The sequence below is a fragment of the Terrabacter sp. 2RAF25 genome (assembly GCF_052115265.1).
GTDB lineage: Bacteria > Actinomycetota > Actinomycetes > Actinomycetales > Dermatophilaceae > Terrabacter.
Window position 1 is genome coordinate 255316 of the sequence record NZ_JBFRGJ010000003.1, and the last position, 23665, is coordinate 278980.

The 23665-nt window shown below is 71.3% G+C and carries 23 protein-coding genes; 3 read left to right on the plus strand and 20 right to left on the minus strand.

Translation table 11 applies throughout. The annotated features are described in order from the left end of the window. Positions 1-20: 20 nt before the first annotated feature. The 12 genes from AB4091_RS10130 to rpsB all read right to left on the minus strand — a co-directional run bounded on the left by AB4091_RS10130 (position 21) and on the right by rpsB (position 12118). Positions 21-989 carry a phosphatidate cytidylyltransferase gene (locus AB4091_RS10130; RefSeq protein WP_442291625.1) on the minus strand — a complete coding sequence of 323 codons (969 nt, stop codon included), beginning with the start codon at positions 987-989 and terminating at the stop codon, positions 21-23. 59 nt (positions 990-1048) lie between these two features. Then, entirely contained in the window at positions 1049-1606 is a 558-nt protein-coding gene (gene frr, locus AB4091_RS10135; RefSeq protein ID WP_442291626.1) for a ribosome recycling factor, read from the minus strand. Between the two features lie 112 nt (positions 1607-1718). Next, positions 1719-2447, minus strand: coding sequence for a UMP kinase (pyrH, locus tag AB4091_RS10140; protein ID WP_442291627.1), 729 nt, complete (start codon positions 2445-2447; stop codon positions 1719-1721). 91 nt (positions 2448-2538) lie between these two features. Then, positions 2539-3678: an aminotransferase class V-fold PLP-dependent enzyme gene (locus AB4091_RS10145; protein WP_442291628.1), complete on the minus strand. Its 1140-nt coding sequence runs from the start codon at positions 3676-3678 to the stop codon at positions 2539-2541. A gap of 37 nt (positions 3679-3715) precedes the next feature. Then, on the minus strand, positions 3716-6472 hold the full coding sequence (locus tag AB4091_RS10150; protein ID WP_442291629.1) for a DUF4153 domain-containing protein: 2757 nt from the start codon (positions 6470-6472) through the stop codon (positions 3716-3718). Then, the gene (locus tag AB4091_RS10155) at positions 6469-7227 is read right to left on the minus strand and encodes a response regulator (RefSeq protein ID WP_442291630.1); all 759 of its coding nucleotides are present in this window, start codon (positions 7225-7227) and stop codon (positions 6469-6471) included. The genes AB4091_RS10150 and AB4091_RS10155 overlap by 4 nt, the downstream gene beginning before the upstream one ends. Before the next feature lie 91 nt (positions 7228-7318). Then, complete coding sequence (locus AB4091_RS10160; protein ID WP_442291631.1) at positions 7319-7846, minus strand: DsrE/DsrF/DrsH-like family protein; 528 nt, start codon at positions 7844-7846, stop codon at positions 7319-7321. Continuing rightward, complete coding sequence (locus AB4091_RS10165; protein ID WP_442291632.1) at positions 7846-8160, minus strand: TusE/DsrC/DsvC family sulfur relay protein; 315 nt, start codon at positions 8158-8160, stop codon at positions 7846-7848. The genes AB4091_RS10160 and AB4091_RS10165 overlap by 1 nt, the downstream gene beginning before the upstream one ends. Before the next feature lie 21 nt (positions 8161-8181). Next, entirely contained in the window at positions 8182-9429 is a 1248-nt protein-coding gene (gene sqr / locus AB4091_RS10170) for a type III sulfide quinone reductase, selenoprotein subtype (RefSeq protein WP_442291633.1), read from the minus strand. Positions 9430-9539: 110 nt separating this feature from the next. After that, positions 9540-10124, minus strand: coding sequence for an antibiotic biosynthesis monooxygenase (locus tag AB4091_RS10175; protein WP_442291634.1), 585 nt, complete (start codon positions 10122-10124; stop codon positions 9540-9542). A gap of 183 nt (positions 10125-10307) precedes the next feature. Beyond that, entirely contained in the window at positions 10308-11138 is an 831-nt protein-coding gene (gene tsf, locus AB4091_RS10180; protein WP_442291635.1) for a translation elongation factor Ts, read from the minus strand. A 59-nt stretch (positions 11139-11197) separates the two neighbouring features. Then, positions 11198-12118 carry a 30S ribosomal protein S2 gene (rpsB, locus tag AB4091_RS10185; protein ID WP_442291636.1) on the minus strand — a complete coding sequence of 307 codons (921 nt, stop codon included), beginning with the start codon at positions 12116-12118 and terminating at the stop codon, positions 11198-11200. 280 nt (positions 12119-12398) lie between these two features. Here rpsB and AB4091_RS10190 point away from each other — a divergent pair, with 280 nt between their 5' ends. The 3 genes from AB4091_RS10190 to AB4091_RS10200 all read left to right on the plus strand — a co-directional run bounded on the left by AB4091_RS10190 (position 12399) and on the right by AB4091_RS10200 (position 16420). Further along, positions 12399-14327: a DUF6541 family protein gene (locus AB4091_RS10190; protein WP_442291637.1), complete on the plus strand. Its 1929-nt coding sequence runs from the start codon at positions 12399-12401 to the stop codon at positions 14325-14327. A 258-nt stretch (positions 14328-14585) separates the two neighbouring features. Further along, the gene (locus AB4091_RS10195) at positions 14586-15749 is read left to right on the plus strand and encodes a pyridoxal phosphate-dependent aminotransferase (RefSeq protein WP_442291638.1); all 1164 of its coding nucleotides are present in this window, start codon (positions 14586-14588) and stop codon (positions 15747-15749) included. Between the two features lie 113 nt (positions 15750-15862). Then, on the plus strand, positions 15863-16420 hold the full coding sequence (locus AB4091_RS10200) for a murein hydrolase activator EnvC family protein (RefSeq protein WP_442291639.1): 558 nt from the start codon (positions 15863-15865) through the stop codon (positions 16418-16420). A gap of 207 nt (positions 16421-16627) precedes the next feature. Here AB4091_RS10200 and AB4091_RS10205 read toward each other — a convergent pair whose 3' ends face one another. From AB4091_RS10205 to lepB (AB4091_RS10240), 8 genes are all read right to left on the minus strand, one after another. After that, complete coding sequence (locus tag AB4091_RS10205; RefSeq protein WP_442291640.1) at positions 16628-17578, minus strand: tyrosine recombinase XerC; 951 nt, start codon at positions 17576-17578, stop codon at positions 16628-16630. 166 nt (positions 17579-17744) lie between these two features. After that, a complete protein-coding gene (gene dprA, locus AB4091_RS10210) occupies positions 17745-18848 on the minus strand; it encodes a DNA-processing protein DprA (RefSeq protein ID WP_442291641.1) in 1104 nt (367 codons plus the stop codon). 27 nt (positions 18849-18875) lie between these two features. After that, positions 18876-20438: a YifB family Mg chelatase-like AAA ATPase gene (locus tag AB4091_RS10215; RefSeq protein ID WP_442291642.1), complete on the minus strand. Its 1563-nt coding sequence runs from the start codon at positions 20436-20438 to the stop codon at positions 18876-18878. Further along, positions 20438-20803 carry a YraN family protein gene (locus AB4091_RS10220; RefSeq protein WP_442291643.1) on the minus strand — a complete coding sequence of 122 codons (366 nt, stop codon included), beginning with the start codon at positions 20801-20803 and terminating at the stop codon, positions 20438-20440. The genes AB4091_RS10215 and AB4091_RS10220 overlap by 1 nt, the downstream gene beginning before the upstream one ends. A gap of 105 nt (positions 20804-20908) precedes the next feature. Further along, complete coding sequence (locus AB4091_RS10225) at positions 20909-21229, minus strand: DUF2469 domain-containing protein (protein WP_028785386.1); 321 nt, start codon at positions 21227-21229, stop codon at positions 20909-20911. After that, positions 21226-21996 carry a ribonuclease HII gene (locus AB4091_RS10230; protein WP_442291644.1) on the minus strand — a complete coding sequence of 257 codons (771 nt, stop codon included), beginning with the start codon at positions 21994-21996 and terminating at the stop codon, positions 21226-21228. The genes AB4091_RS10225 and AB4091_RS10230 overlap by 4 nt, the downstream gene beginning before the upstream one ends. Positions 21997-22016: 20 nt before the next feature. Continuing rightward, entirely contained in the window at positions 22017-22922 is a 906-nt protein-coding gene (lepB, locus tag AB4091_RS10235) for a signal peptidase I (protein ID WP_442291645.1), read from the minus strand. Continuing rightward, complete coding sequence (lepB, locus tag AB4091_RS10240; protein ID WP_442291646.1) at positions 22922-23578, minus strand: signal peptidase I; 657 nt, start codon at positions 23576-23578, stop codon at positions 22922-22924. Before lepB (AB4091_RS10240) ends, lepB (AB4091_RS10235) begins: the two co-directional genes overlap by 1 nt. Positions 23579-23665: the final 87 nt, after the last annotated feature.

Genomic DNA, 23665 nt, shown 5'->3' on the forward strand with positions numbered 1-23665 from the left:
CGAGGTCGAGTCGGCGTGGCTCAGGTGGGCTTGGCCGCGAGCAGCGTGAGCACGGCCCAGACGATGGGCGCGACGACCACGAGCGAGTCGAGGCGGTCCATGACGCCGCCGTGCCCCGGGAGGATGTTGGACATGTCCTTGATGCCGAGGTCGCGCTTGATGAGCGACTCCATGAGGTCGCCGACCGTCGCCGCGACTGCCACGCCGATGCCGAGGGCGATGCCGATCCACCAGGCATGGCCGAGGAAGAAGTGGACCGTGAGCGAGCCGCCCACGATGCACAGGAGCACCGAGCCGGCGAAGCCCTCCCACGACTTCTTGGGGCTGATCGACGGCGCCATCGGGTGCTTGCCGAAGAGCACGCCGGAGGCATAGCCGCCGACGTCGCTGCAGACCGTGGTGATGAGGAAGACGAACACCCGCCCGACGCCGTCCTCGGGGGCGAGCAGCAGCACCGCGAACCCCACGAGGAACGTCGGGTAGGTCGCGACGAAGATGCCACCCATGACATCGCGTCCGGCGCCGTCGAGGTTACCGGTGCCGCGCCACAGCACGACGGCGAGACACGTGAGCGCCCACGCCACGACGAGGCCGCCCGGGCCGTGCTCGTAGGCCGCCCACAGCATCGCGGCCATGCCGAGGACCGGCGGCACGAGCGGCGCCTGCACGGCGGCGTGACGCAGGGCCGCGCGCAGCTCCCAGATGCCCACGGCCACGGCGAGCGCGACGAGGACGACGAACGACTCCTTGCGGATGAGCAGGGTCGAGACGATGAGCACACCGAGGCCCAGCCCGACGCCGATGGCTGCGGGCAGGTTGCGCCCGGCGCGGCTCTGCTTCTTCTCGAGGACGGTCTGCGCAGGCAGGCCGGCGAGCTCGTCGAGCCTGGGGTCGTAGGGCACCGGGTCGAGGGGCCCGTGGGCCTCGTCGACGACGGGCTCCCCGAGGTCGGGGTCCGCGGGCACGTGGTCCGCGGGCGCGCGGTCCACCGGATCCGTCGGGGATCCGGACGGGGAGTCAGTCGTCATCATCGGGTCGAACGCCGAGGTCACACCTCGAGCAGCTCGGTCTCCTTGGCCTTGACGAGCCCGTCGACGAGGTCGGTGTGCTTCTTGGTGAGCCCGTCGAGCTCCTTCTCCGCACGCGAGCCGTCGTCCTCGCCGACCTCGCCGTCCTTGACGAGCTTGTCGAGGTCGGTCTTGGCCTTACGCCGGATGTTGCGCACCGAGACGCGGGCCTCCTCCGCCTTGTGGTTGGCGAGCTTGATGTACTCGCGGCGACGCTCCTCGGTCAGCTCGGGCATGACGCAGCGGATCTGGTGGCCGTCGCTGCTCGGGTTGACCCCGAGGTCGGAGTCGCGGATGGCCTTCTCGATCTCGTGCATCGCCGACTTGTCGAACGGGATGACGAGGATCGTGCGCGGCTCGGGGTTCTGGAAGGACGCGAGCTGCTGCAGGGGCGTCGGGGCGCCGTAGTACTCGACCGTGAGCTTGTTGAACAGGCCCGGGTTGGCGCGGCCGGTGCGGATGCCCGCGAAGTCCTCCTTGAGGACCTCGACGGCCTTGTCCATCTTCTCCTCGGCCTCGAACATCGTCTCTTCGATCATGGCTCTCTGGCTTCCTCGTCCCTCGGTGGCGGGGTGTACAGGGTGGTTCGTCGTGGCCGGCGGTGGTGCCGGGTGGTGCGTGTGCCTGGTGGGTCGCCGGCGGCTGCTGGGGTCAGGCGTTGGTGACCAGCGTGCCGATCCTCTCACCGAGGAGTGCGCGCGTGATGTTTCCCGCCCCCTCCATGCCGAAGACGACCATGGGCAGCTTGTTCTCCATGCAGAGGCTGAACGCGGCGGCGTCGACGACCTTGAGTCCCTCGACGATCGCGTCGTTGAAGGTGACGGTGTCGAGCTTCTTGGCGTCGGGGTTGCTGCGGGGGTCGGAGTCGTAGACGCCGTCGACGCCGTTCTTGGCGATGAGCACGGCGTCGCACTTGATCTCGAGGGCCCGCTGGGCGCTCACGGTGTCGGTGGAGAAGAAGGGCATGCCGGCGCCGGCGCCGAAGATGACGACGCGGCCCTTCTCGAGGTGGCGGATGGCGCGGCGCGGGATGTAGGGCTCGGCGACCTGCTGCATCGCGATCGCGGACTGCACGCGCGTCTCGACGCCTTCCTTCTCGAGGAAGTCCTGCAGGGCGAGGCAGTTCATGACGGTGCCGAGCATGCCCATGTAGTCGGCGCGCGTGCGATCCATGCCGCGCTGCTGCAGCTCGGCGCCGCGGAAGAAGTTGCCGCCGCCGATGACGACGGACACCTGGACGCCACCCCGGACGGCGTCGGCGATCTGCTTGGCGATGCCGGCGACGACGGCCGGGTCGAGGCCGATGCTGCCGCCTCCGAAGACCTCACCGGAGAGCTTGAGCAGAACCCGGTGGAAGGGGGTCGACTGGGCGTCGGTCATGGCTCAGGGCCTCCTCGTGGGCAGCTTTCAGGCGGTCGGTCGATCTTTCCACATCCCGTGGGCATCGTCCGCATCGAGGTGCCGACAGGACTCAGGCCGGAGCCGGCTCGCCCAGGATCGCGGGCATTGCCCCCGCCAGCCGCGCGTAGTCATCCTCGTCGTTGTAGGGCGCCGCGGCGAGCCGCAGGTAGCCGCGGCCGTCGAAGGCGACGGGCGGCACGACGAAGCCGGCCGCGTGCAGGCGCTGCCAGAGGGCCTCGGCCGACTCGGTCGTCGTGGCCACCCCCTCGGGCAGCGCGACGAGCCGAAGGCAGGGGGCAGAAGGTATGCCGCCGTGCGGGCTCTCGGTGCCCAGCGCGGCGCGTACGTGCTCGGCCCCGCGCAGCAGCAGCTCGGCGTTGCGGTGCACCTGCTCCCAGCCCCCGAGCCCGGCCCAGGCGGCGAGGCCGTCGGTGACGGCAGCCCAGGCCGAGTGGTCGACAGTGCCCTGCAGGTCGAACCGCGCGGGAAAGGGCAGTCCGTGGCTCCACGACGTGACGAGCGGGCGCATGCTCTCGCGATGCTCGGGTGCCACCCACAGGGCGGCGGCCGCTCGAGGCGTGTAGGCCCACTTGTGCAGGTTGCCCGCCCAGAACGCGACGCCGAGCGCCTCCACGTCGAGCCCGGGAAGAGCGCCGGGCACGTGCGCCGCGTCGACGAGGACGGGCACGGGGGCGACGGCGGCCGCGACCTCGGCGACCGGGAGCAGCAGTCCGGTCGGCGAGGTGATCTGGTCGACGACCACGAGGCGGGTCCGGTGGGTCACGGCGGCTGCGAACGCCGCGGCGACCTTGCCCGCGTCGGCGTCGACCGGGAAGTCCGCCGTGCGCAGCGTCGCGCCACGCGCCTCGGCGGACCATCCCGCGGTGAGGTAGCCGTGGTTGCTCACGACGACGTCCTCTCCGGGCCCGATGCCGAGCCCCTGGAGCACCACCCCGACCGCCTCGGTGACGTTGCGCACGAGGGCGGTCGACTCTTCCGGCAAGCCCAGGAACGCCGTCGCCTGCGCGCGGGCGTCGGCGAGCACCGTCGGCAGCTCGTCGCGGAAGGCGCGCATCGGCGCTCGCTCGATGCGGGCGCGGGCCCGGTCCTGGGCCTCGCGAACCGATCGAGGGACCGCGCCGAAGGCGCCGTGGTTGAGGTGGGTCAGGGCGGGGTCGAGCTCGAACAGCTCGGCGATGTCACGACGCACCGGCCCATCCTGCCCGACCCCGCCCGTCATCGGCGCGTCAGGTCGCCGGCGCCGCCCGGAGGTCGGCGCACGCCGTGGAGCCCTGCGGCGCCTTCCAGCTGGGCAGCGCGGCGGCGCGCTGGCGAGCGAGGTTCCACGAGAGGGCGTCCTCGACCGGCGGACGCCACATCTCACCGACGATGCAGTTCGCGACCGAGGTCGGCAGCCCGCCGTTGCTGATCGTCGGAGCCGCGTCGGATCCCAGCGTGCCCAGGTACGAGGCGTCCAGCTTGCCTGTCGCCACGTAGCGGTCGATGTTGTGCTGGGCCACCCAGGCCTCGGGGTTGACGAGTCCGCCGACGAGGACGAAGGCAGCCGCCGCCATCAGCGCCGCGCGAGGGAGCCACCAGCCGCGGAGCCGGATCCCGGCCACGAAGACCATGACGACGAGGAGGCCGAGCCACAGCTCGAACGCGTCGACCAGCACCCGCAGGACCGTGAAGCCGTACGCCTGCTGGTAGAGGTCCATGCGGTGCAGCGCGGAGCCGACGACGACGAGCGTCAGCGCGCACAGCGCACCGAGCACGGCGCGGAGCACCAGACGCTGTCGAGCGGTCTCCCGAGGCGCCTTGCGGGCGGCGATGGCAATGGTCACGAGGGTGAGCACGGTCGCGAACGTCAGCTGCCCGAAGCCCTCGTGCACGTAGTCGGCGTAGGTCAGGCCCGTCGTGCGCTGGACGTAGTCGTGCCCGCCGAAGAGGGCCGCGGCCTGGGCCACGACGAAGGCGACGAACAGAGCGACCACGAGCCCGACCGGCACGACCCACTCGAACGTGCGGGTGACCGGACGACCCGCCGGCAGGGCCACGCGCTGGACCCTCGGCGGGTTGAGCGCGACGTAGGCGGCGGCGAGCAGGGCCCCGCCCATGACGAACCCGACGAAGAAGCGGAAGGTCAGGCTGTCCCAGGCGAACTGCGGCACGAGAGCACTCGTCCACGACCCGAAGATCGCGTCGCCCGAGGCGAAGAGACCACCGAAGACGACGAGGGCGACCAGCGAGATCGCGGCGGTGCGCACGATCGGCCACACGATGCCGACCCGGCTCGTCGCGCTGATGCTCCGGCCCAGCAACGGCAGCCCACGCAAGGCGGCGAGCGGCCACGAGGCGGCGCCGGCGACCATCGACAGCAGTCCCCTCGCGTCGGTGAGCGCCGTGGTCGTGAGCAGCAGCCCCAGCAGGACCGCCAGCACCATGAGCCACTCGGTCGAACGCAGGACCGACAAGGACGCCAGACCGGTGCACACCACGGCCGTGGCGACGGTCCAGGGCTGCAGGCGTCGCTGCGACGTGCGCCAGAGGACGGCGCCACCGACGACGAGCACGAGGAAGAGCGCGACGCCCATGTCGCGGTACGGCAGCAGCACCGCGGCCAGGACCCCCACCCCTACACACGTGAGGAGCAGCCTCACCTGCGGCCCGACACCCGGCTCGGGCCACAGGTCGCCGAAGAGCGAGTCGAGCAGCGGCTTCTGGGGTCCGACGGGCACGGTCGCGTATGCCGTCGGCGGAGCCGACGGGGCACCGGCGCCTTGGGGGCCGCCGGGCGATAAACCGGCAGCGGCGGGAATCGGGACGGGCACGGCGGCCTCCTTGGTCGTTGGCGTGGCGTCGGCAGGGCCGACAGTGATGCTGGCGGTGGCGGTGGCGGTGGCGCTGTCGGTGGCGCTGTCGGTGGCGCTGTCGGTGGCGCTGTCGGTGGCGCTGTCGGTGGCGGCATACGTGGTCGGGGCCGTCGATGGCTGCCCCGAGGGCCGAGGAGTCCGGGGAAGGACGGCGCGGATGCGGGCGCCCCGCTCCCCCGGCAATGTCGGCAGGGCGGCGATCGAACCGCCGTGGAGATCGCACACCCAGCTCGCGATGGCCAGGCCGATGCCGGTGCCGCCGCCGGCGTCGTCGCCGGAACCGAAACGGTCGAAGACCCTCTGTGCGTGCTCGGGTGCGATGCCGGCCCCCTCGTCGGACACGAGCAGCCACCAGCGGTCGGCGCCCTCCGGTCCGGCACTGACGGTGACCGTGCCGCCGGACGGGCTGTGGCGGTCGGCGTTGTCGAGCAGGTTGGCGAGCACCTGGTGGAGGCGGGCGGCGTCGGCGGTGACCGTGAGGCCCTCGGGCACGTCGACGACGTGCACGGTGCCCCGGCGCGAGACCCCCGCCTCGGCAACGGCCGTGACGACGAGCTCGCGGACGTCCACCGTCGCCAGGGCCAGCGGGACGCGTCCGCCGTCGACGCGGCTGAGGTCGAGCAGGTCACCCACGAGGGCGCCGAGCCGCTCGGCCTGCGCCAGGGCCGTGCGGAGCACGGCGTCGTCGGGTCGGACCACCCCGTCGACGAGGTTCTCGAGCAGGGCTTGCTGCGCGGTGAGCGGGGTCCGCAGCTCGTGCGAGACGGTGGCGACGAGCTGGCGACGCTGCCGGTCCGCGTCGGCGAGGTCGGCGGCCATGGTGTTGAAGGCTGCAGAGAGTGTGCCCACCTCGTCGGTGGCCGTGGTCGTGACCCGCTGCGAGTAGTCGCCGGTGGCCATGCGGGACGCGGCTGCCGTCATGTCGCGCAGCGGCGAGGTCATGCCGCGGGCCAACCACTGGGTGACGCCGAGCGCGGCGACCAGGGTCACGGGGACCGTCAGCCAGACCGGCACCTCGGCGCGGTCGCCGATCTGCGACACGAGGATCGCCGCGACGATGCTGACCGCGACGAGCAGACCGAGCTTGACCTTGATCGAGCGGATGGCGTCGAGGGGGCGGTCGGTGTTCACGCGCCCTCGCTCGGTGTCGACGCGTCGTCGAGGCTGCGGTCGGACTCCAGGGCGTAGCCGACACCGTGCACCGTGCGCACTCGGCCGGCGCCGATCTTGGCCCGCAACGACTTCACGTGGCTGTCGAGGGTGCGCGTGCCACCCGCATCGGCCCATCCCCACACGTCGCGCATGAGCTCGTCGCGACCGCGGACGGCCCCGGGCTCGGCGGCGAGGGCGAGCAGCAGGTCGAACTCGAGGGGCGTCAGGTGCACCTCGCTCCCCTGCACGGTGACGCGGCGGGAACCCCGGTCGACGCCGAGGTCGCCGACCGTCAGCACGGGCGGCTGCTCGGCGGCGAGCTCGCGGGCGCGCTCGACGCGGCGCAGCAGGGCACGGATGCGCGCGACGACCTCGCGCATGCGGAAGGGCTTGGTGACGTAGTCGTCGGCCCCCACGCCGAGACCGACGAGCAGATCCGTCTCGTCGGTGCGTGCGGTGAGCATGAGCACCGGGACTGGCCGCTCGGCCTGGATCCGCCGGCACACCTCGAGCCCATCGAAGCCGGGCAGCATGAGGTCGAGCACGACGAGGTCGGGCGAGTGCTGGCCGTGGGCCTCGACGGCCGCTGGACCATCGAACGCCTGGACAACCCGGAACCCTTCTGCGACAAGCCGATCCGTCACGGCCTGGTTGATGGTCGGGTCATCCTCGACCACCAGCAGTGTCGTCGCTGCGGGCGCGCTCGACGGGCGCGCCGTGTTCCCCTGGCTCATGCCACCGACTCTAGGAGGGTGCGACCGGAGGGCGCGGGTGCGAAGTGTGGAGATCCTGTGAAGGTCGCTTCGGCGTCCTCCGGCGCCTCTCTCAGATGAACAGGAGCTGGGCCCCCTCGGTGAGCTCGATGAAGTCCGATGCCGAGATGATGCCCTCGACGTCGTCTCGAAGGTCCGCCTCGGTGAGGTGCTGCATGTCTGCCGACATCCGGCAGGCCCACAGGTGACCGCCCGACGCGACGATCTGGTCGAGGAACTCCGGCACCTCGGGGACATCGAGGTCGGCGATCGCCTTCTTCATCTGCGAGGTGGCGAGGTGCGTCATCCCCGGGATGCCGCCCAGGCCCTGGGGCATGTGCGTGGCCGTGTTGCCCAGCATCGTGAACTTCAGGTCGCCCGAGGTCTTCCGGTTGATCATGTCGAAGCCCCAGAAGGTGAAGAACAGGTGTGTCTCGACCCCCTCACCGAGCGCCGCGTTGGCGAGGATGAGGCCCGGGTAGGCCATGTCGAGGTTGCCCTTGCTGCAGATGATCGCGAGCTTGCGGCCCTGCGAATCCGGCGCGTCGAAGGTCGGCACGAGCGGGGCCGTGGTGGCGGTAGGTGCGGTCTCGGTGGTCATCACACACATCCCTTCGGCTTGGGCAGCCCCGCCACGTAGGCCATCTTCTTGGCCGGCTTGCCGGGGAAGAGGGCGAAGAGGGACTTGATGGGGGTGCCGGTGCGGGTGCTGACCCGCCGGAGCGTGGCGGTCTCACCCTCGTGGGCGAAGTCGTCGCGGAGGAAGCGGACGAGCTTCCAGTGCTCGTCGGTCAGCTCGATCCCGATGAGCCGGCCGAGCTCGAGGCCCAGGTCCTCCGACCACTGTTCGGGTCTGGTCAGGAAACCCTCGCCGTTGACCTCGACCGCATGGCCGGCGATCGTCGTGGTGGGCATGGCAGCGCTCCTTTCAGGCACTCACGCGGCGGGGACCTTCCCCGCCATCGACATCTGCGCGGGCAGGCCGAGTGGTCGTCCGGGAAGCAGCAGGTTCCAGTAGAGGTGGCGGAACGCGAGCTTGCCGAGGTGGTTGGCGCGCGACTCCTTGAGCAGCTTCATCGGGCCGAGGCGGGGCAGCGGGAAGGTGCCGGTCAGCGGCTCGGTGTCGTAGTTGAAGTCGAGGAGCATGGCCTTGCCGCCGCCCGACTCGACGAAGCAGTTGGCGTGTCCGTCGAACCGGTGCGTCATCGGCCGGCCGACGGCGTGCTGGAGGAAGTTGTCGACGAAGACCTCGACGGAGAAGTGGGCCACGGATCCGGCCTTGGAGGTCGGGATGTTGCTCGCATCGCCCAGGACGAAGATCGAGGGGTGCTCGGTCGAGAGCATCGTGTGCTTGTCGACGGGCACGTAGTTCAGCTCGTCGCCCAGCCCCGACCGTGCCAGGAAGTCGGCGCCCATGTTGAGCGGGACCGTCACGAGCTGGTCGTAGGCGATCTCCCGCTCGTCGTAGGAGACGAGAAGGCGCCGCTCCTGGTCGACGCGCTCGACCAGGAAGTCGGTCTCGAGGGTGATTCCCTTGTCGTCGAGCAGGTGGCCGAGCTCGCGGCTCGCCACCGGCTTCGTGAACGCGCCGTCCAGCGGGGTCACGTAGACGATCTCGGTGCGGTCGCGCAGCCCGCGTCCACGCAGGAAGTCGTCGGCGAGGAACGCGAACTCGAGAGGTGCCACCGGGCACTTGATCGGCAGCTCGGTGACGTGGACCACGAGCCGGCCGCCCGAGAAGCCGGCCAGCGCCTCGCGCAGCGCCAACGCGCCCTCGTACGTGTAGAACTCGCCGACGCTGCGGTGCCACTGCGGTCCGAGCATGCCCGGCGTCTGGTCGGGCCGAGGCGTCGTGCCGGTGGCGATGACGAGGTCGTCGTAGGCGAGGGTGCGGCCGTCGACGAGTGAGACCTCGCGCGCCGCTGGGTCGACCCTGTCGACCTCGCCCAGCACGAGCTCCACCCCGTCGGCGATGAGGCCGTGACGGCTCCGGCGCACCTGCCCCGGCTCGATGAGCCCGAACGGCAGGAAGAGGTAGCCCGGCTGGTAGTCGTGGACGTCGTCCCGGTCGACGACGGCGATGCGCCACTCGCTGGCGGGAAGGCGGTGCCGCAGCTTGTTGACGACCATGGTGCCGGCCGTGCCCGCTCCCAGGACCACGAGTGACCTCATGGTGGTGGTCATGCTCCGACGGTACCCCTGCGGGTATCCGGAGCGCTGTGAGCGAGCAGACAGCCACGCTGTGACGTGCGAGACAAACCCCTGTCGCACAAAGAAATCGGGCGTGCGACGACTCAGTCGGCGCGCAGCCAGCGTGCGAACAGCCGCGTCACGAACGGCAGGAAGACGTACGTCATCCACGGCGTCGCCACGAGCGTGGTCACGAGCACCCGCACCACCGGCGACCAGTCGGCGCTGAAGGGCATGAGCAGGAAGGTCAGGGCGAGGCTCGTCGGGAAGAAGGCGAGCCAGATGACGCTCGCCTGCTTCCACCGAGGCGGGGCGGCCGGACCAGGAGCGCCGGGCTCCTCGACCGAGCGCGACGCCGGCTCGTCGAACCAGCCCTCGATGCCGGTGCGGTACTCCGTCCGGCGGTGCTCGACGAGGTCGGCGGCCGAGCGCAGCCACCGGATGCGCTCCGGCGAGCGCTCCCAGGCATCCAGGTGCGCGCGAGAGGCGAACCGGTAGAGCATGTGCCAGTCCTCGACGCCCGACCGCACCCAGCCCGCCCCGAGGAAGCCCTCGAACCGCTCGGCCATCGACGTGCCGGCGTGCACCCATGCCTGCATGAGCAGCTCGTCCTCGGGCGCCACGCGTCGGGTGATTGCGACGGTGAGGGGGGCGTCCGTCACGGCGACGTCTGCGGGGGTGGTGACCATGGGCTCTCCTCTGGCTGAAGGTGTTCGCGGGCAGCGCGCGTAAACAGACGCGGAACCAGACGCCGAGACAGACCGGCCCCGGACGCGACGATGCCGGCCGCCCCGACTGGGGCGACCGGCATACGTCGTCGTGCTGCGCGGTCGGCGCTGCGCTGGGTCGACGAGTGTCGTGCGCTCAGTGACTCACTGGCCGACGCGGAAGCGCGCGAAGGACTTCGCCGAGGCGCCGCCCTCCTCGAGCACCTTGGCGACCGTCTTCTTCGGCTCCTTGGCGAACGGCTGCTCGAGCAGGACGTTCTCCTTGAAGAAGCCGTTGACACGACCCTCGATGATCTTCGGCAGGGCAGCCTCGGGCTTGCCCTCCTCCTTGGCCGTGGCCTCGGCGACACGACGCTCGTTCTCGACCGTCTCGGCCGGGACGTCGTCGCGCGTGAGGACGGTCGGGCTGAACGCCGCGATGTGCATCGCGACGTCGCGGCCCACGGCCTCGTCGCCACCCTCGAGCGCGACGAGGACGCCGATCTGCGCGGGCAGGTCGGGGCTCGTCTTGTGGAGGTAGGAGACGACCTTGTCGCCCTCGAGGCGCGCCACGCGGCGGACCTCGATCTTCTCGCCGATGGTCGCGTTGGCCTCGTCGAGGAGCTCCTGGACGGTCTTGCCGTCGTCGAGCGTGCTCTTGAGAAGCGAGTCGGCGTCCGTGGCGCCGGCCGAGACGGCCTGCGCGAGGACCTGGTCGGCGAGGGCGATGAACTTCTCGCCCTTCGCGACGAAGTCGGTCTCGCAGTTGACCTCGACCAGCGTGCCGACGCCGTCGGTGGCCGACGCGGCCACGAGGCCGTTGGAGGCCGAGCGGCCCTCACGCTTCGTGACGCCCTTGAGGCCCTTGACGCGCAGGATCTCGACGGCCTTGGCGCGGTCGCCGTCGGCCTCGTCGAGGGCCTTCTTGACGTCCATCATGCCGGCGCCGGTCTGCTCGCGCAGCGCCTTGATGTCAGCGGCGGTGTAGTTCGCCATGCTCTGTATCGCTCTTTTCGTCAGATGTGGATGACTCGAAGTGGCTGGGAGAGAAGGCCTCAGGCCTTCTCGGCAGCAGCCTCGGCAGGGGCGTCGACGGCGATCTCGGCGGCGACCTCGGGGGCCGGCGTCTCGACGGGGGTCTCGGCCGGCGCATCGGCAGCGGCCTCGGCGGCGTCGATCTCGGCGGCGCCAGCAGGAGCCTCGGTCGCGGCGGCGTCGGCGTAGAGCTCACGCTCCCACTCGGCCAGCGGCTCCTCGGCCTGCGTGTCGGAGCCGGACTTGCCCGACGAGCGCTGGACGAGACCGTCGGCGACGGCGTCGGCGACGACCCGCGTCAGCAGGGTGACCGAGCGGATGGCGTCGTCGTTGCCGGGGATCTTGTAGTCGACCTCGTCGGGGTCGCAGTTGGTGTCGAGGATCGCGATGACCGGCAGGCCGAGCTTGCGCGCCTCGTCGACCGCGAGGTGCTCCTTCTTCGTGTCGACGATCCAGACGGCCGAGGGAACCTTGGCCATCGTGCGGATGCCGCCGAGGGTCTTCTCCAGCTTGTCCTTCTCGCGCTTGAGGATGAGCAGCTCCTTCTTCGTGTAGCCCGAGCCGGCCACGTCGTCGAAGTTCAGCTCCTCGAGCTCCTTGAGGCGCGTGAGGCGCTTGGAGATCGTCTGGAAGTTGGTGAGCATGCCACCGAGCCAGCGGTGGTTGACGTACGGCATGCCGACGCGCGTCGCCTGCTCGGCGATGGGCTCCTGGGCCTGCTTCTTCGTGCCGACGAAGAGGATGGTGCCACCGTGGGCGACCGTCTCCTTGACGAAGTCGTACGCGTTGTTGATGTACGTCAGCGACTGCTGCAGGTCGATGATGTAGATGCCGTTGCGCTCGGTCATGATGAAGCGCTTCATCTTGGGGTTCCAGCGACGGGTCTGGTGCCCGAAGTGGACGCCGCTCTCGAGGAGCTGGCGCATGGTGACGACGGCCATGCCGTGTTCTCCCTTGTGTCGTTGTCAGTTGTTCGTGGACCGCGCCGTGGTCGGACACGTGCGTGCACGTGCCCGCCGTACGGCATACGGCCTCACTCCTGGCGCCTGACGCACCCCGCCCCGCCCGAAGGTGGGGACTGCCGTGGTGAGACCCGGTCCGGTGGACCGGCAGAAGACGCGCGAATTGCGGTCGCGCGTGACGAGCACACGTGACCGCCGCCCATCGTACGTCCTGACCCGGGTGGTGGAGAAATCGAAGCGACAGGACACAATGGCCGGCATGGTGGACTGGCTGGTGATGATCCCGGCCTTCGTCGTCCTCTCGGCCGTGCTGCTGCTTCCGGGCTGGCTGATCGTGCGCGCCCTGGGCGCCCGCGGACTCGAGGCGCTCGCCGTCTCCCCCGCCGTGTCCACAGGCCTCATCGCCACCTTCGCCACCGTGGCCCAGCGCGCCGGGGTGCGCTGGGGGCTGCTACCCCTGCTCGTGGTGACCCTCGCGTCGGTCGGCGTCGCCATGCTCGGCATGCGACTCTTCGGCCGGCACGACCCCGACCTCGGCACAGCGAGGCGTTTCCTCGGCCGTCCCCGACCTGATGCGGTCGTCGCCATCGCCGTCGGCGTCGTGCTCGCGCTCGCGACGATCCTGCCCGCGATCGGCCGGCCCGACGAGCTCGTCGACAGCCCCGACGCCGTCTACCACCTCGACCGCATCCGCACCTTCCTCGAGAGCGGCAACTTCTCGATCGTCAACCCGACCTTCTACCCCAACGGTTTTCACGCCTGGATAGCCACCAGCCTGCTGCCCGGTGTCGCCGACGTGCTGCCCGGCACGAACGTCGCCACCGTGGTGCTCGCCGCCGTCGTCTGGCCCGTCGGGTGCGTCGCCCTCGTGCGTCACGCTCTCGGGACCTCTCGTCTCGTCACGTATGCCGCCGGGTTCGCCTCCGCGGCGTTCATCGCCTTCCCGACGACGCTCCTCGGGTGGGGGGTCCTGTGGCCCAACCTGATGGCGACCGCACTGACCCCGGGCGCCCTGGCGCTCATGCTGCAGGCCGCCCGGTCGAAGCGCATCGGTCAGTGGCTCGGCTTCGCCGCCGCCCTTCCCGGTCTGGCGCTCATCCAGCCGAACGCCCTCGTGGCCCTCGTGCTCTTCGCCCTGGTCTGGTTCGTCGCCGCGCGACTGCGGGCCGGGCTGCTGCACCACCTGTCGTGGCCGGTCGTGACCCGCGACCTCGCCGTCGTGGCCGTCGTCGGTGTCGGCGGCCTCGTCGCGGCGCCGGTCGTCTCCGCGCGCCTCGCCTCGACCCAGTCGTACGAGTGGACCGACCGGGTCTCCATCTGGACCGCTCTCGTCGAGGTCGTGGGCGGCCGGCTGCAGATCGCGAGCGTGCTCTGGGGCCTCGTCGTCCTGCTCGCCCTCGGCATCGCGTGGATCGCCCTGCGGGCCCGGGCCGCGATCCCCGTGGTCGCCATGTGGGTCTCGTGCGTCGTGCTCTACGTCATGGCCGCCTCCTCGACGGCCTCGTGGACGGCGCTCATCACCGGCTACTGGTACAACGACAAGGTCCGGCTCGCCGCTCTGGCAGCAGTCCCGGGTGTCGTGCTCGTCGCGGCGGCCGCGCCGGCCCTGCGTGAGCTGCTGCGACGCACGCCGCGCGTGGGGGCCCGGCTCGAGGCCCGGCCCGTCGCCGCAGCCGTGGTGGCGTTGCTGGTCCTTCCGGTCCTCACCCTGGGACTCAACGCGACGACGCGCCACCGGATGCTCACCGGCTTCTTCCAGCCCGGCTCTGCCGACCGCGTCATCCTCGGCTTCGAGGGGCAGGAGTCGTTGCGCCGCCTGGGTGCGCTCATCCCGGTCGGGCAAGGCGTCGTCGGCCGGCCCGAGAACGGCTCGCCGCTCATGTGGGCCCTCTTCGGCACCAACACGCTCTACCGCTCGATCCCCATCCCCACGACCGGCGACGAGATCCTCATCGGCACGGGCTTCGACAACCTGGCCGACCGCCCCGACGTGTGTGAGGCGCTGGCTCGCCACGACATCCGGTGGGCGATCGACTCGAACCACGTCTACTGGCTCGACCGTCCGGAGCGCAGCTCGGGCCTGGAGCACCTCGCCGACAACGACGGGGTCGAGCCGGTCAGGACCGACGGCGACTACACCCTCTACCGCATCACCGCCTGCGGACTGGGCGACCGCTCGCCCGCCTGAGCGCTCGGTCCCGAGCCCACCAGGGCGGCATACTCGGCGCCCGTGCTACCCAATTGCGGACAAGGCGTAACACTTCGCCGGCTGGAGCGATGGTGGGGGTGGCAGACCCCACCGAGACCCCTGACCGGGTGGGTGCTGCCGGTTCGCGGCACGCCCCCTCCACAGCACCCCGCGAACCCACGAGAGCCCCTGCCCCTGCCGGGCGGGGGCTCTCGCGTCCCCGGGATGCCCGGACCCGCCCGTGGATACGCTCGGGCCATGGCCACGCCGCTCATCACACGCATGCAGCCCTTCGGGACGACGATCTTCGCCGAGATGTCGGCCCTCGCGACGCAGACGGGCAGCATCAACCTCGGGCAGGGCTTCCCCGACACCGACGGACCGGCCGAGATGCTCGCTGCGGCGAAGGCAGCCATCGACGGGGGTCGCAACCAGTACCCGCCGGGTCCCGGCGTGCCAGAGCTGCTCGACGCGGTGGCTCGGCACCAGCAGCGCTTCTACGGCATCACGCTCGACCCGCGCTCCCAGGTGCTCGTGACCGCCGGGGCCACCGAGGCGATCGCGGCTGTCGTGCTGGCGCTGTGCGAGCCGGGTGACGAGGTCGTCACCTTCGAGCCCTATTACGACTCGTATGCCGCCACCATCGCCCTCGCGGGCGCGACGCGCCGCACGTCCGTGCTGCGCTTTCCCGACTTCTCCGTCGACGAGGCGTCGCTGAGGGCCGCGTTCTCGTCGCGCACCCGGCTCGTCCTGCTCAACACCCCGCACAACCCGACCGGCAAGGTGTTCACCCGCGAAGAGCTCGAGCTGGTCGCGTCGCTGGCGCGCGAGCACGACGCGTGGGTCGTCACCGACGAGGTCTACGAGCACCTGGTCTTCGACGGGACCGAGCACGTGCCGATGGCCACCCTGCCGGGGATGTTCGACCGCACCATCACCATCTCGTCGGGCGGCAAGACCTTCTCCGCGACCGGGTGGAAGGTCGGCTGGCTGTCGGGGCCCGCGGAGGCGGTCGCCGCGGCACGCACGGTCAAGCAGTTCCTCACCTACGTCGCGTCCGGGCCCTTCCAGCCTGCGGTCGCACTGGCCCTCGGACTCGGCGACCCCGTGTATGCCGGGCTGCGCGACTCGCTCCAGGCGAAACGCGACCTGCTGTGCTCGGCGCTCGAGGCGTCCGGTCTGAAGGTGTCTCGCCCCTCCGGCACCTACTTCGTCATCGCGGACGCCGCACCGCTCGGGGCGGTCGACGGGCTGGAGTTCGCTCGGCGGCTGCCCGAGATCGCCGGGGTGGTCGGCGTGCCGGTCTCGGTCTTCCACGACGACCAGGACGCCGCACGCACGCTGGTGCGGTTCGCGTTCTGCAAGAAGGACGACGTGCTGCTCGAGGCGAGTCGCCGTCTGGCCGCGGCCGGGAGGTCCTGACCCGGCTTCCTTCACCGGAGCGCTGTCCACACCTGCCTGCGGCCAGAGCGGCCCGTCCACAGGCGCGGGCGGCTTCGCCCGGCACGTCGCGGACACGCCCCAGCATGGGATTCATGTCGATCGGTTCAGCACTGCTGGCAGCGGTGGTCGCCGCGGCGTCGGTGACGGGCGCGACGGCCGCGCCGAGCTTGTCAGCGCGTCCCACGATGCAGCCTGCGTCGCCAGCGGCGCGTACGGGTGGGGCCGACCCTTCGCAGCCCACGGCACGGTGGGCCTGGCCGCTCGACCCGGAGCCGTCCGTCGAGCGGCGGTTCGACCCACCTGACCAGCCGTGGCTACCAGGGCACCGTGGGGTCGACCTCGCCGCCGCCGCAGGGCAGCCCGTTCGCTCGCCGACCGACGGCATGGTCACGTATGCCGGGACGCTCGCCGGCCGTGGCGTGGTCGTGGTCGCCCACGCCGACGGGCTGAGGAGCACGTTCGAACCGGTGGACGGCTCTGTGCCGGTCGGCGCGTCGGTCGCTCGCGGCGAGGTCATCGGGGTCGTCGCCTCGACCACCGGCCACTGCTCGCCCGCCGTCTGCCTCCACTGGGGCGTGCTGCGCGACAAGACGTACCTCGACCCGCTCGGCTTCGTCGGCCGGGCGCGCATCGTCCTCCTGCCTCTCTGAGGCAACCCGAGCCGTGCCCGTTCGGCCGCGCCGTCCGAAGGCCTCTGTGCTGTCCGACTGCGGACGCGCCGTGCGCGGATGATCGCGCGCGAGATCGGGCGGCCGCGGCGCCAGGGCGACACCGGCTGCGTGATCAGCCGCACCATCTCGAGCAGCAACAGGGCACCGACTGGCACCGACTGACCGACTGGGGCTGCGGCCGGAGGCTCAGGCGCGAGGGTGCGCCTGCTCGTAGCTGCGGCGCAACCGGTCGACCGAGACGTGCGTGTAGATCTGCGTCGTGGCAAGGCTCGCGTGGCCGAGGATCTCCTGGACCATGCGCAGGTCGGCCCCTCCCTCGAGCAGGTGGGTGGCGGCGCTGTGCCGCAGGCCGTGCGGCCCGAGGTCGGGCGCGTCGGGCAGGTGTGAGAGCAGCTCGTGGACGGCTGAGCGCACCTGGCGGGCATCGACCCGGCGTCCGCGGCGACCGAGGAAGAGCGCGGGACCGGAGTGGTCCCCCACCAGGGTGGAGCGGACCTCGAGCCAGGCCTCGATCGCGCGACCGGCCGGCGCACCGAACGGCACGATCCGTTCCTTGGCACCCTTGCCCATCACCCGCACGACGCCCTGCGACAGGTCGAGGTCGTCGATGTCGAGACCGGCGAGCTCACCGACCCGGATACCGCTGGCGTAGAGCAGCTCGAGGACGGCCTGGTCACGGACGTGGATCGGGTCACCGTCGTCGGCCCGGGTCGCGGCGAGGTCGAGCAGCTCGGTGGCCTCCGCCTGCCGCAGCACTCCGGGAAGAGCGGCGCGGCGCTTGGGGGCGACGAGGCGCAGCGATGGGTCGGACGGAATCCGACCGGTGTGCTCCGCCCACTTGAGGAAGGTGCGCGCCGACGCGGCCCGTCGGGCGATGGTGGCGCGGGCCGCGCCGGCGTCGGCCTGCACCCCCAGCCATGAGCGCAGGTCGCCGATGCGAAGGTCGCCGAGCTCGTCGATGCCCCTCTCGGCCGCGAACGTCAGCAGGTGGCGCACGTCGCCGAGGTAGGCGCGGCGCGTGTGCACGGACCGCCCACGCTCCGCGCCGAGGTGGCGGGAGTACGCGTGCAACAGCTCGGCGTGGCGCTCGAGCACGTCAGCCCCCGCGCCCGCCTGGCCGTTCGCCACATCCGTCACTCCCGCACCATGGCAAACCTCAGCCCCCCACGCAAGCATCGAGAAGGCAATCCGCCCGAGCCAGCCGACCGGACCGACGCTTCTCGATGTGGAACGGCACGCCATCGAAGAGCACACTCCGTTCGCGGCGCGCGTGACGGAGTGTCCTCTCGATCGGGAGGAGCGGTCAGCCCGCTCGGCGCTTGCGCTGGGGGCGCTTGCGCCAGGTGCCGGCCGACTGTGTCACCAGTCCGAGGTGTTCGAGCCGACCCAGTGCTGCTCGGACGGTGAGCGACGCATGGGCTGCCGACCGGACGATGTCGTCGAGCGGGACGGCGGAACGGTAGGGCACGGCCTCGAGCACCGCGGCGTCTACCGGGGACAGGTCGTCGCCGGGGCGCACCGGCCCCCGGGCCGGCTCGGCGGCGTCGTCACCGAGGTCGCCGACGAGGTCGATCACCTCGTCGACCGAGGTGACGAGGACCGCCCGTCCGTTGCGCAGCTCCTCGTGGCACCCCGCGGACATCATCGAGGTGACCGGCCCCGGCACGGCGCCCACAGGACGACAGGCCGTGACCGCGTGTGTGACCGTGTTGCGCGAGCCGGACCTGAGGTCGGCCTCGACGACGATGGTGCCGCGGGTGAGACCGGCGATGAGCCTGTTGCGGGCCAGGAACCTGGACTTCATGGGGGCCGAGCCCGGAGCCACCTCGGCGATGACGAGCCCGTCGGCCGCGATGCGGGAGATGAGCGCGGCATGGCCTGAGGGGTAGGGCCGCTCGACACCGCCCGCGAGCACGGCGATGGTCGCACCGTCGACGGCGAGCGCCCCGCGGTGCGCCGCCCCGTCGATGCCGAAGGCGGCACCGCTCACGACCGTCCACCCTCGACGCGCGAGCCCGCTCGCGAACTCGGTCGCGAGCTGCTCGCCGTACGTCGTCGCCGTGCGCGACCCGACCACGGCCACCGATCGTTCGACCGTCTCGGCCAGGTCGAGGCGGCCTCGCACCCAGAGGCACCAGGGGGGCACCGGGATCGTGTCGAGCCGCTCGGGCCACTCCGGATCGCCGGGCACGACGAGACGCGCTCCCACCTTGGCCGCGATGTCGAGGTCACGCTCGGTGTCGAGCACCGCCACCCTCGAGCGAAACCGGGCGAGCGTGCCCGCCCCCGCGAGGACCCGCTCGAACGCCTCGACGGCGCCGACCTGGGTGACCAGCGCGTGGACCTCGACGTCGGCGGGCTCCACGACCCGTGACAACGCGGCTCGCGCATGACGGTCAGGCTCCATGACGCACCTCCATCACCTGGTCGGCCTTCATGCTGCGACACCGGCTCGGTGTCGCAGGGAGAGTGCGACGTCGACCTCTTCTCGCCCGGGACGCTGGAGGCCCGTGAGATCGGCGACGGTCCAGGCGCAGCGGAGCGTGCGGTCGTAGCCCCGCAGGCTGAGCGCCCCGATCTCGAGCAGGTGGTCGAGCGTGCGTGTGGCCACCTCGGGCAACTTCCACGGTCGGGCCCTGAGCTCGGAGCCGGGAACGTCGGAGTTGACCCCGCGGCTGCGCTCGAGCACGTCGCGCCAGCGCTCACCCTGCGCCGAACGAGCTGCCGCCACCCGCGTCGCAACGACCGAGGTCGGCTCGCCGGGCGCCGCGCCTGCCATCGTCAGTCCGGGCGGCTGGACGTGAACCTGCAGGTCGACCCGGTCGAGAAGAGGCCCGCTGAGCTTGCCGAAGTAGGCCCGTCGCATCAGTGGCGTGCACGTGCAGTCGAGCCCCTTGCCCCAGGCCTTGCCGCACGGGCACGGGTTTGCGGCCAGCACGAGCTGGAACCGCGCCGGGAACGTGACCGACTCCTGCGCCCGGGCGATCGACACGAGACCCCGCTCGAGCGGCGTGCGCAGCGACTGCAGGACGCCCTTGTCGAACTCGGGTGTCTCGTCGAGGAACAGCACCCCGCGGTGCGCCTGGGTGATGGCTCCCGGTCTGATGCGCCCGCTGCCGCCCCCGATCACGGCCGCCTGGGAGGCACCGTGGTGCGGCGCCACGAAAGGCGGGTGCGTGATGAGTCGCGCGTCGTGGCCGGCGCCGAGCGCCCCGAGCACGGAGTGGATGGCGGTGACCTCCATCGACTCGCCCTCGTCGAGCGCAGGCAGCAGCCCGGGCAGCCGCTCGGCGAGCATCGTCTTGCCGGCCCCCGGGGGGCCTGCGAGGAGCAGGTGGTGGCCGCCGGCGGCCGCTATCTCGAGAGCCAGCTTGGCCTCGGCCTGGCCGACGACCTCGCTGAGGTCGCGCACCTGCTCGGGCTCGGACGCGGCGACGAACGGGACCGGGACCTCCTGCACCGGGCGCCCCTTGCCGAGGTGGCCGTAGCGTCGCACCAGCTCGGTCACGTCGGCCACGGGATGCACCCGGACCCCGGACACCAGGCGCGCCTCCCCCGCGTTGGCGACGGGCACCACGACGTGCCGGACGCCCGCGAGCGCTGCCGCGTGGACGAGCGGAAGCACGCCGGGAACAGGACGCACCGTGCCGTCGAGCCCCACCTCCCCGATGTGGACGACGTCATGCGCCACCCGGGCCGGCAGCAGGTCCATGGCGGCCGCGACCGCCACGAAGATGCCGAGGTCGAAGCCGGTGCCGACCTTGCGCTCCCCCGCCGGTGACAGGTTGACGGTGACCCGCCGCTGGCTCACGGCCATCTTGTCGATGAGCGCCGCGGCGGCCTTGATGCGGTCGGAGGACTGCTTGACGGCGGAGTCGCCGAGCCCGCTGATGGCGAAGCCGGGGAGCCCGGTCGTGACGTGCGCCTCGACGTCGACGACAAAGCCGGCCACCCCGCGCAGCCCGACCGACAGGGTGCGCCCGAGCCCGGCGCCCATCAGCACACCCCACGCAGGTGCTCGAGCCGGGCGGGCCCGGCCGGAGGTCGCATGATCGAGATGACGTCGATGCGCAGGTCGAGCCCGCGCACCGTCTCGGCGTGCTCGTCACGCCAGAGCCCGGCGAGCCGACGCAGCCGTCGCTGCTTGCGCCACGTCACCGCCTCGAACGGCGCGCCGAACGCCTCGCTGGTGCGTGTCTTCACCTCGCACACGACCAGGTCGCTGCCCTCGCGGGCGACGACGTCGATCTCGCCGCGGACGCACCGCCAGTTGCGGTCGAGGATCGTCAGCCCGTGGGCGAGCAGGTAGCGGCAGGCGAGGCGTTCGCCGTAGTCGCCGAGAGCGCGGGTGGAGAGGTCCATGCGGACCACCCTGTCCGGGCCACGTCGAGCGGCACAGCCGTCAGCGCGAGGCTGTGGACGGCATACGTGGTCGGCGAGGGGGTGTGGACAGACGGCCCCGAGGACTCAGCTGAAGTCGCCGTTCTCGGGCAGCTTGATGTCGGGCTTGGGCAGCTCTTCGACGTTGACGTCCTTGAACGTCACGACGCGCACGTTCTTGACGAAGCGCGCCGGCCGGTAGATGTCCCACACCCAGGCGTCGGCCATCGTGACGTCGAAGAAGACCTCGCCGCCGTCGCTGCGCACCTTCACGTCGACGGAGTTGGCGAGGTAGAACCGGCGCTCGGTCTCGACGACATGGGTGAAGAGGCCGACGACGTCGCGGTACTCCTTGTAGAGCTGGAGCTCCATCTCGGTCTCGTACTTCTCGAGATCTTCCGAACTCACCTGATCGCCGTCCCTGTCTGCTCTGCCGTCATGGCCACCGGAGCGAACGTCTCCGTGACCTCATTCAACACCTCGACCTGCGTCTCGGCGTAGACGCCGGGCAGGCGCCACGACCTGCGGTGCAGCTCGCACGGCCCGAGCCGCGCGAGGGCGTCCATGTGCTCGGGCGCGGAGTAGCCCTTGTTGAGCCCCCAGCCGTATGCCGTGTGCTGCTCCCCCAGCGCCACCATGAGGGTGTCGCGCTCCACCTTCGCGAGCACGCTGGCCGCGGCGACCGAAGAGCACTTCATGTCGGCCTTGATCATGGTCGTGACCGGCGGCGTGGCCGGACCGGACTCGTCGGCGAAGGCGAGCAGGCCGACCTCGGTGGGTGCCGTCAGCCAGTCGTGGTTGCCGTCGAGGATGACGAGGTCGGGCACGACCCCGAGCCCGTCGAGGGCCCGAAGGCCGGCGAGCCGCAGCGCCGCCATGATGCCGATCTCGTCGATCTCGTCGTTGCTCGCGTGCCCGACCGCATGGGCCACCGCCCACCGCTGGATGCGGGGGACGAGACCGTGCCGCGCCTTCTCCGTGAGCAGCTTGGAGTCCTTGACCCCGACCGGCGCCGACCGGACCATCTCGTCGATGACGACGACCCCGACGCTGACGGGCCCGGCGAGGGCGCCACGGCCCACCTCGTCCATGCCGGCGAGCAACCGGTGCCCTGACCGTTGCAGGGCGCGCTCGACCCTGAGGGACGGCTTCTTGGAGGGAGCTGGAGGTGCCATGGCTGTGGTGCCCGCGGTCGTCAGCCGGCCGCGACCTTCGTGGCCGGCACGGTCGGCTTGGCTCCGGGCTTCGGGTTGACCGTCGCCTTGGTGGCGGGCTTGTTGAGGGGTCCCTTGACCGGCTTGGGCGCCGGCACCTGGGCGAAGGTGCGCTCGGGCACGCCGAGCCAGGTGACGTGATCGATCGGCCACACGACGAACAGCGCACGCCCGACGATCTTGTCCATCGGCACCGAGCCCGCGGCACCGGTGCCGTCGTCGTGCCACCGGCTGTCGGAGGAGTCGGAGCGGTGGTCGCCCATGACCCAGATGCGCCCGGCTGGCACGGTGATGTCGAACTTCTTGCCCTCGCTCGGGAAGTCTCCGGGCTTGACGTAGGGCTCGGTGATCTCGACGCCGTTGACCTTGAGCTTGCCGGTGCTGCCGTCGGCCTGGACGTGGTCGCCCGGGAGGCCGATGACCCGCTTGATGAGGTGGTTCTCGGCGTCCTCGGGCAGCAGTCCGACGAAGACGAGGGCGTCGTGGAAGGGTCCGCCGACGTCGCTTCGCTGCTCGCCGAGGCTGCCGAGCCACGGGCTCGGCGTGCCGGGGTCCTCGAACACGACGACGTCGCCGCGCTTGAGGTCGAAGGGGCCGGGGGTCAGCTTGCTGACGATCACCCGGTCGTCCTTCACGAGGGTGTTCTCCATCGACCCGGAGGGGATGTAGAACGCCTGGAACAGCCAGGTCTTGACGACGAACGAGAGCGCCATCGCGAGGACGACGACGATGAGCAGCTCCTTGAGGCCGGCCAGGACCGACCCCATGAAGCCGCGAGGCTCGTCGTCGAAGTCATCGTCGAGGTCGTCGGCCTCGTCCCCCTCGTCGATGCCGTCGACAGGTCGCCCGCGCGTGGGGTCCTCGGGGCGTCCGGTGTACTGCGACATCACTCACCATTTCGTGGGACGGAGGCAATTTGTCCTTGGTCGACCGGCCCGAGCCGATCGAGCGGCCAGTATCGCACCCAAACCTTGCCGATGATGTCGCTGCCGGGCACCATGCCGCCACCCGGCTCGCCGAGATGCGCGCGGGAGTCCGCGGACGCTCCACGGTTGTCGCCCATCATCCAGAAACGGTCAGGCGGCACGGTCACGTCGAAGGGGATGGCGCTCGGTCGGGCGCCGGCCGCGAGGTAGGGCTCGGTGACGGCGACACCGTTGACCTCGAGTCGGCCGTCGGCGGCGCAGCAGCGCACGTGGTCTCCCGGCAGGCCGATGATCCGCTTGACGTAGTCGGTGGGCTGGCCCTTGCCGGCGAGGCTCTCGACCGCCTCGACGAGCCTTTGCAGCACGCCGCGCTGTGGCACGTCGAGGTTGAAGGCCTCGGACGCGTCGAAGACGACGATGTCGCCGCGCTCGAGCTGGTCCGCCGGTGTCGTGCGAGACACCAGGAGCCGGTCGCCGACGAGCAGGGTGTCCTGCATCGACTCGCTGGGGATGCCGAACGGCGTCACGAAGAACGCCCGCACCACGACGACCGCGAGGAGCAGGACCGCAGGGCCGAGCATCCAGCGGTGCCGGCGGGCAGCAGCGTTCGCCCTCACCCCACCAGGACGCGACGAAGGCGCGGTGGACCCCGTGTCGGGGAGCGTCCCGGAACTCGTGTCAGGGACGACCCGCTCGGGGTCCAC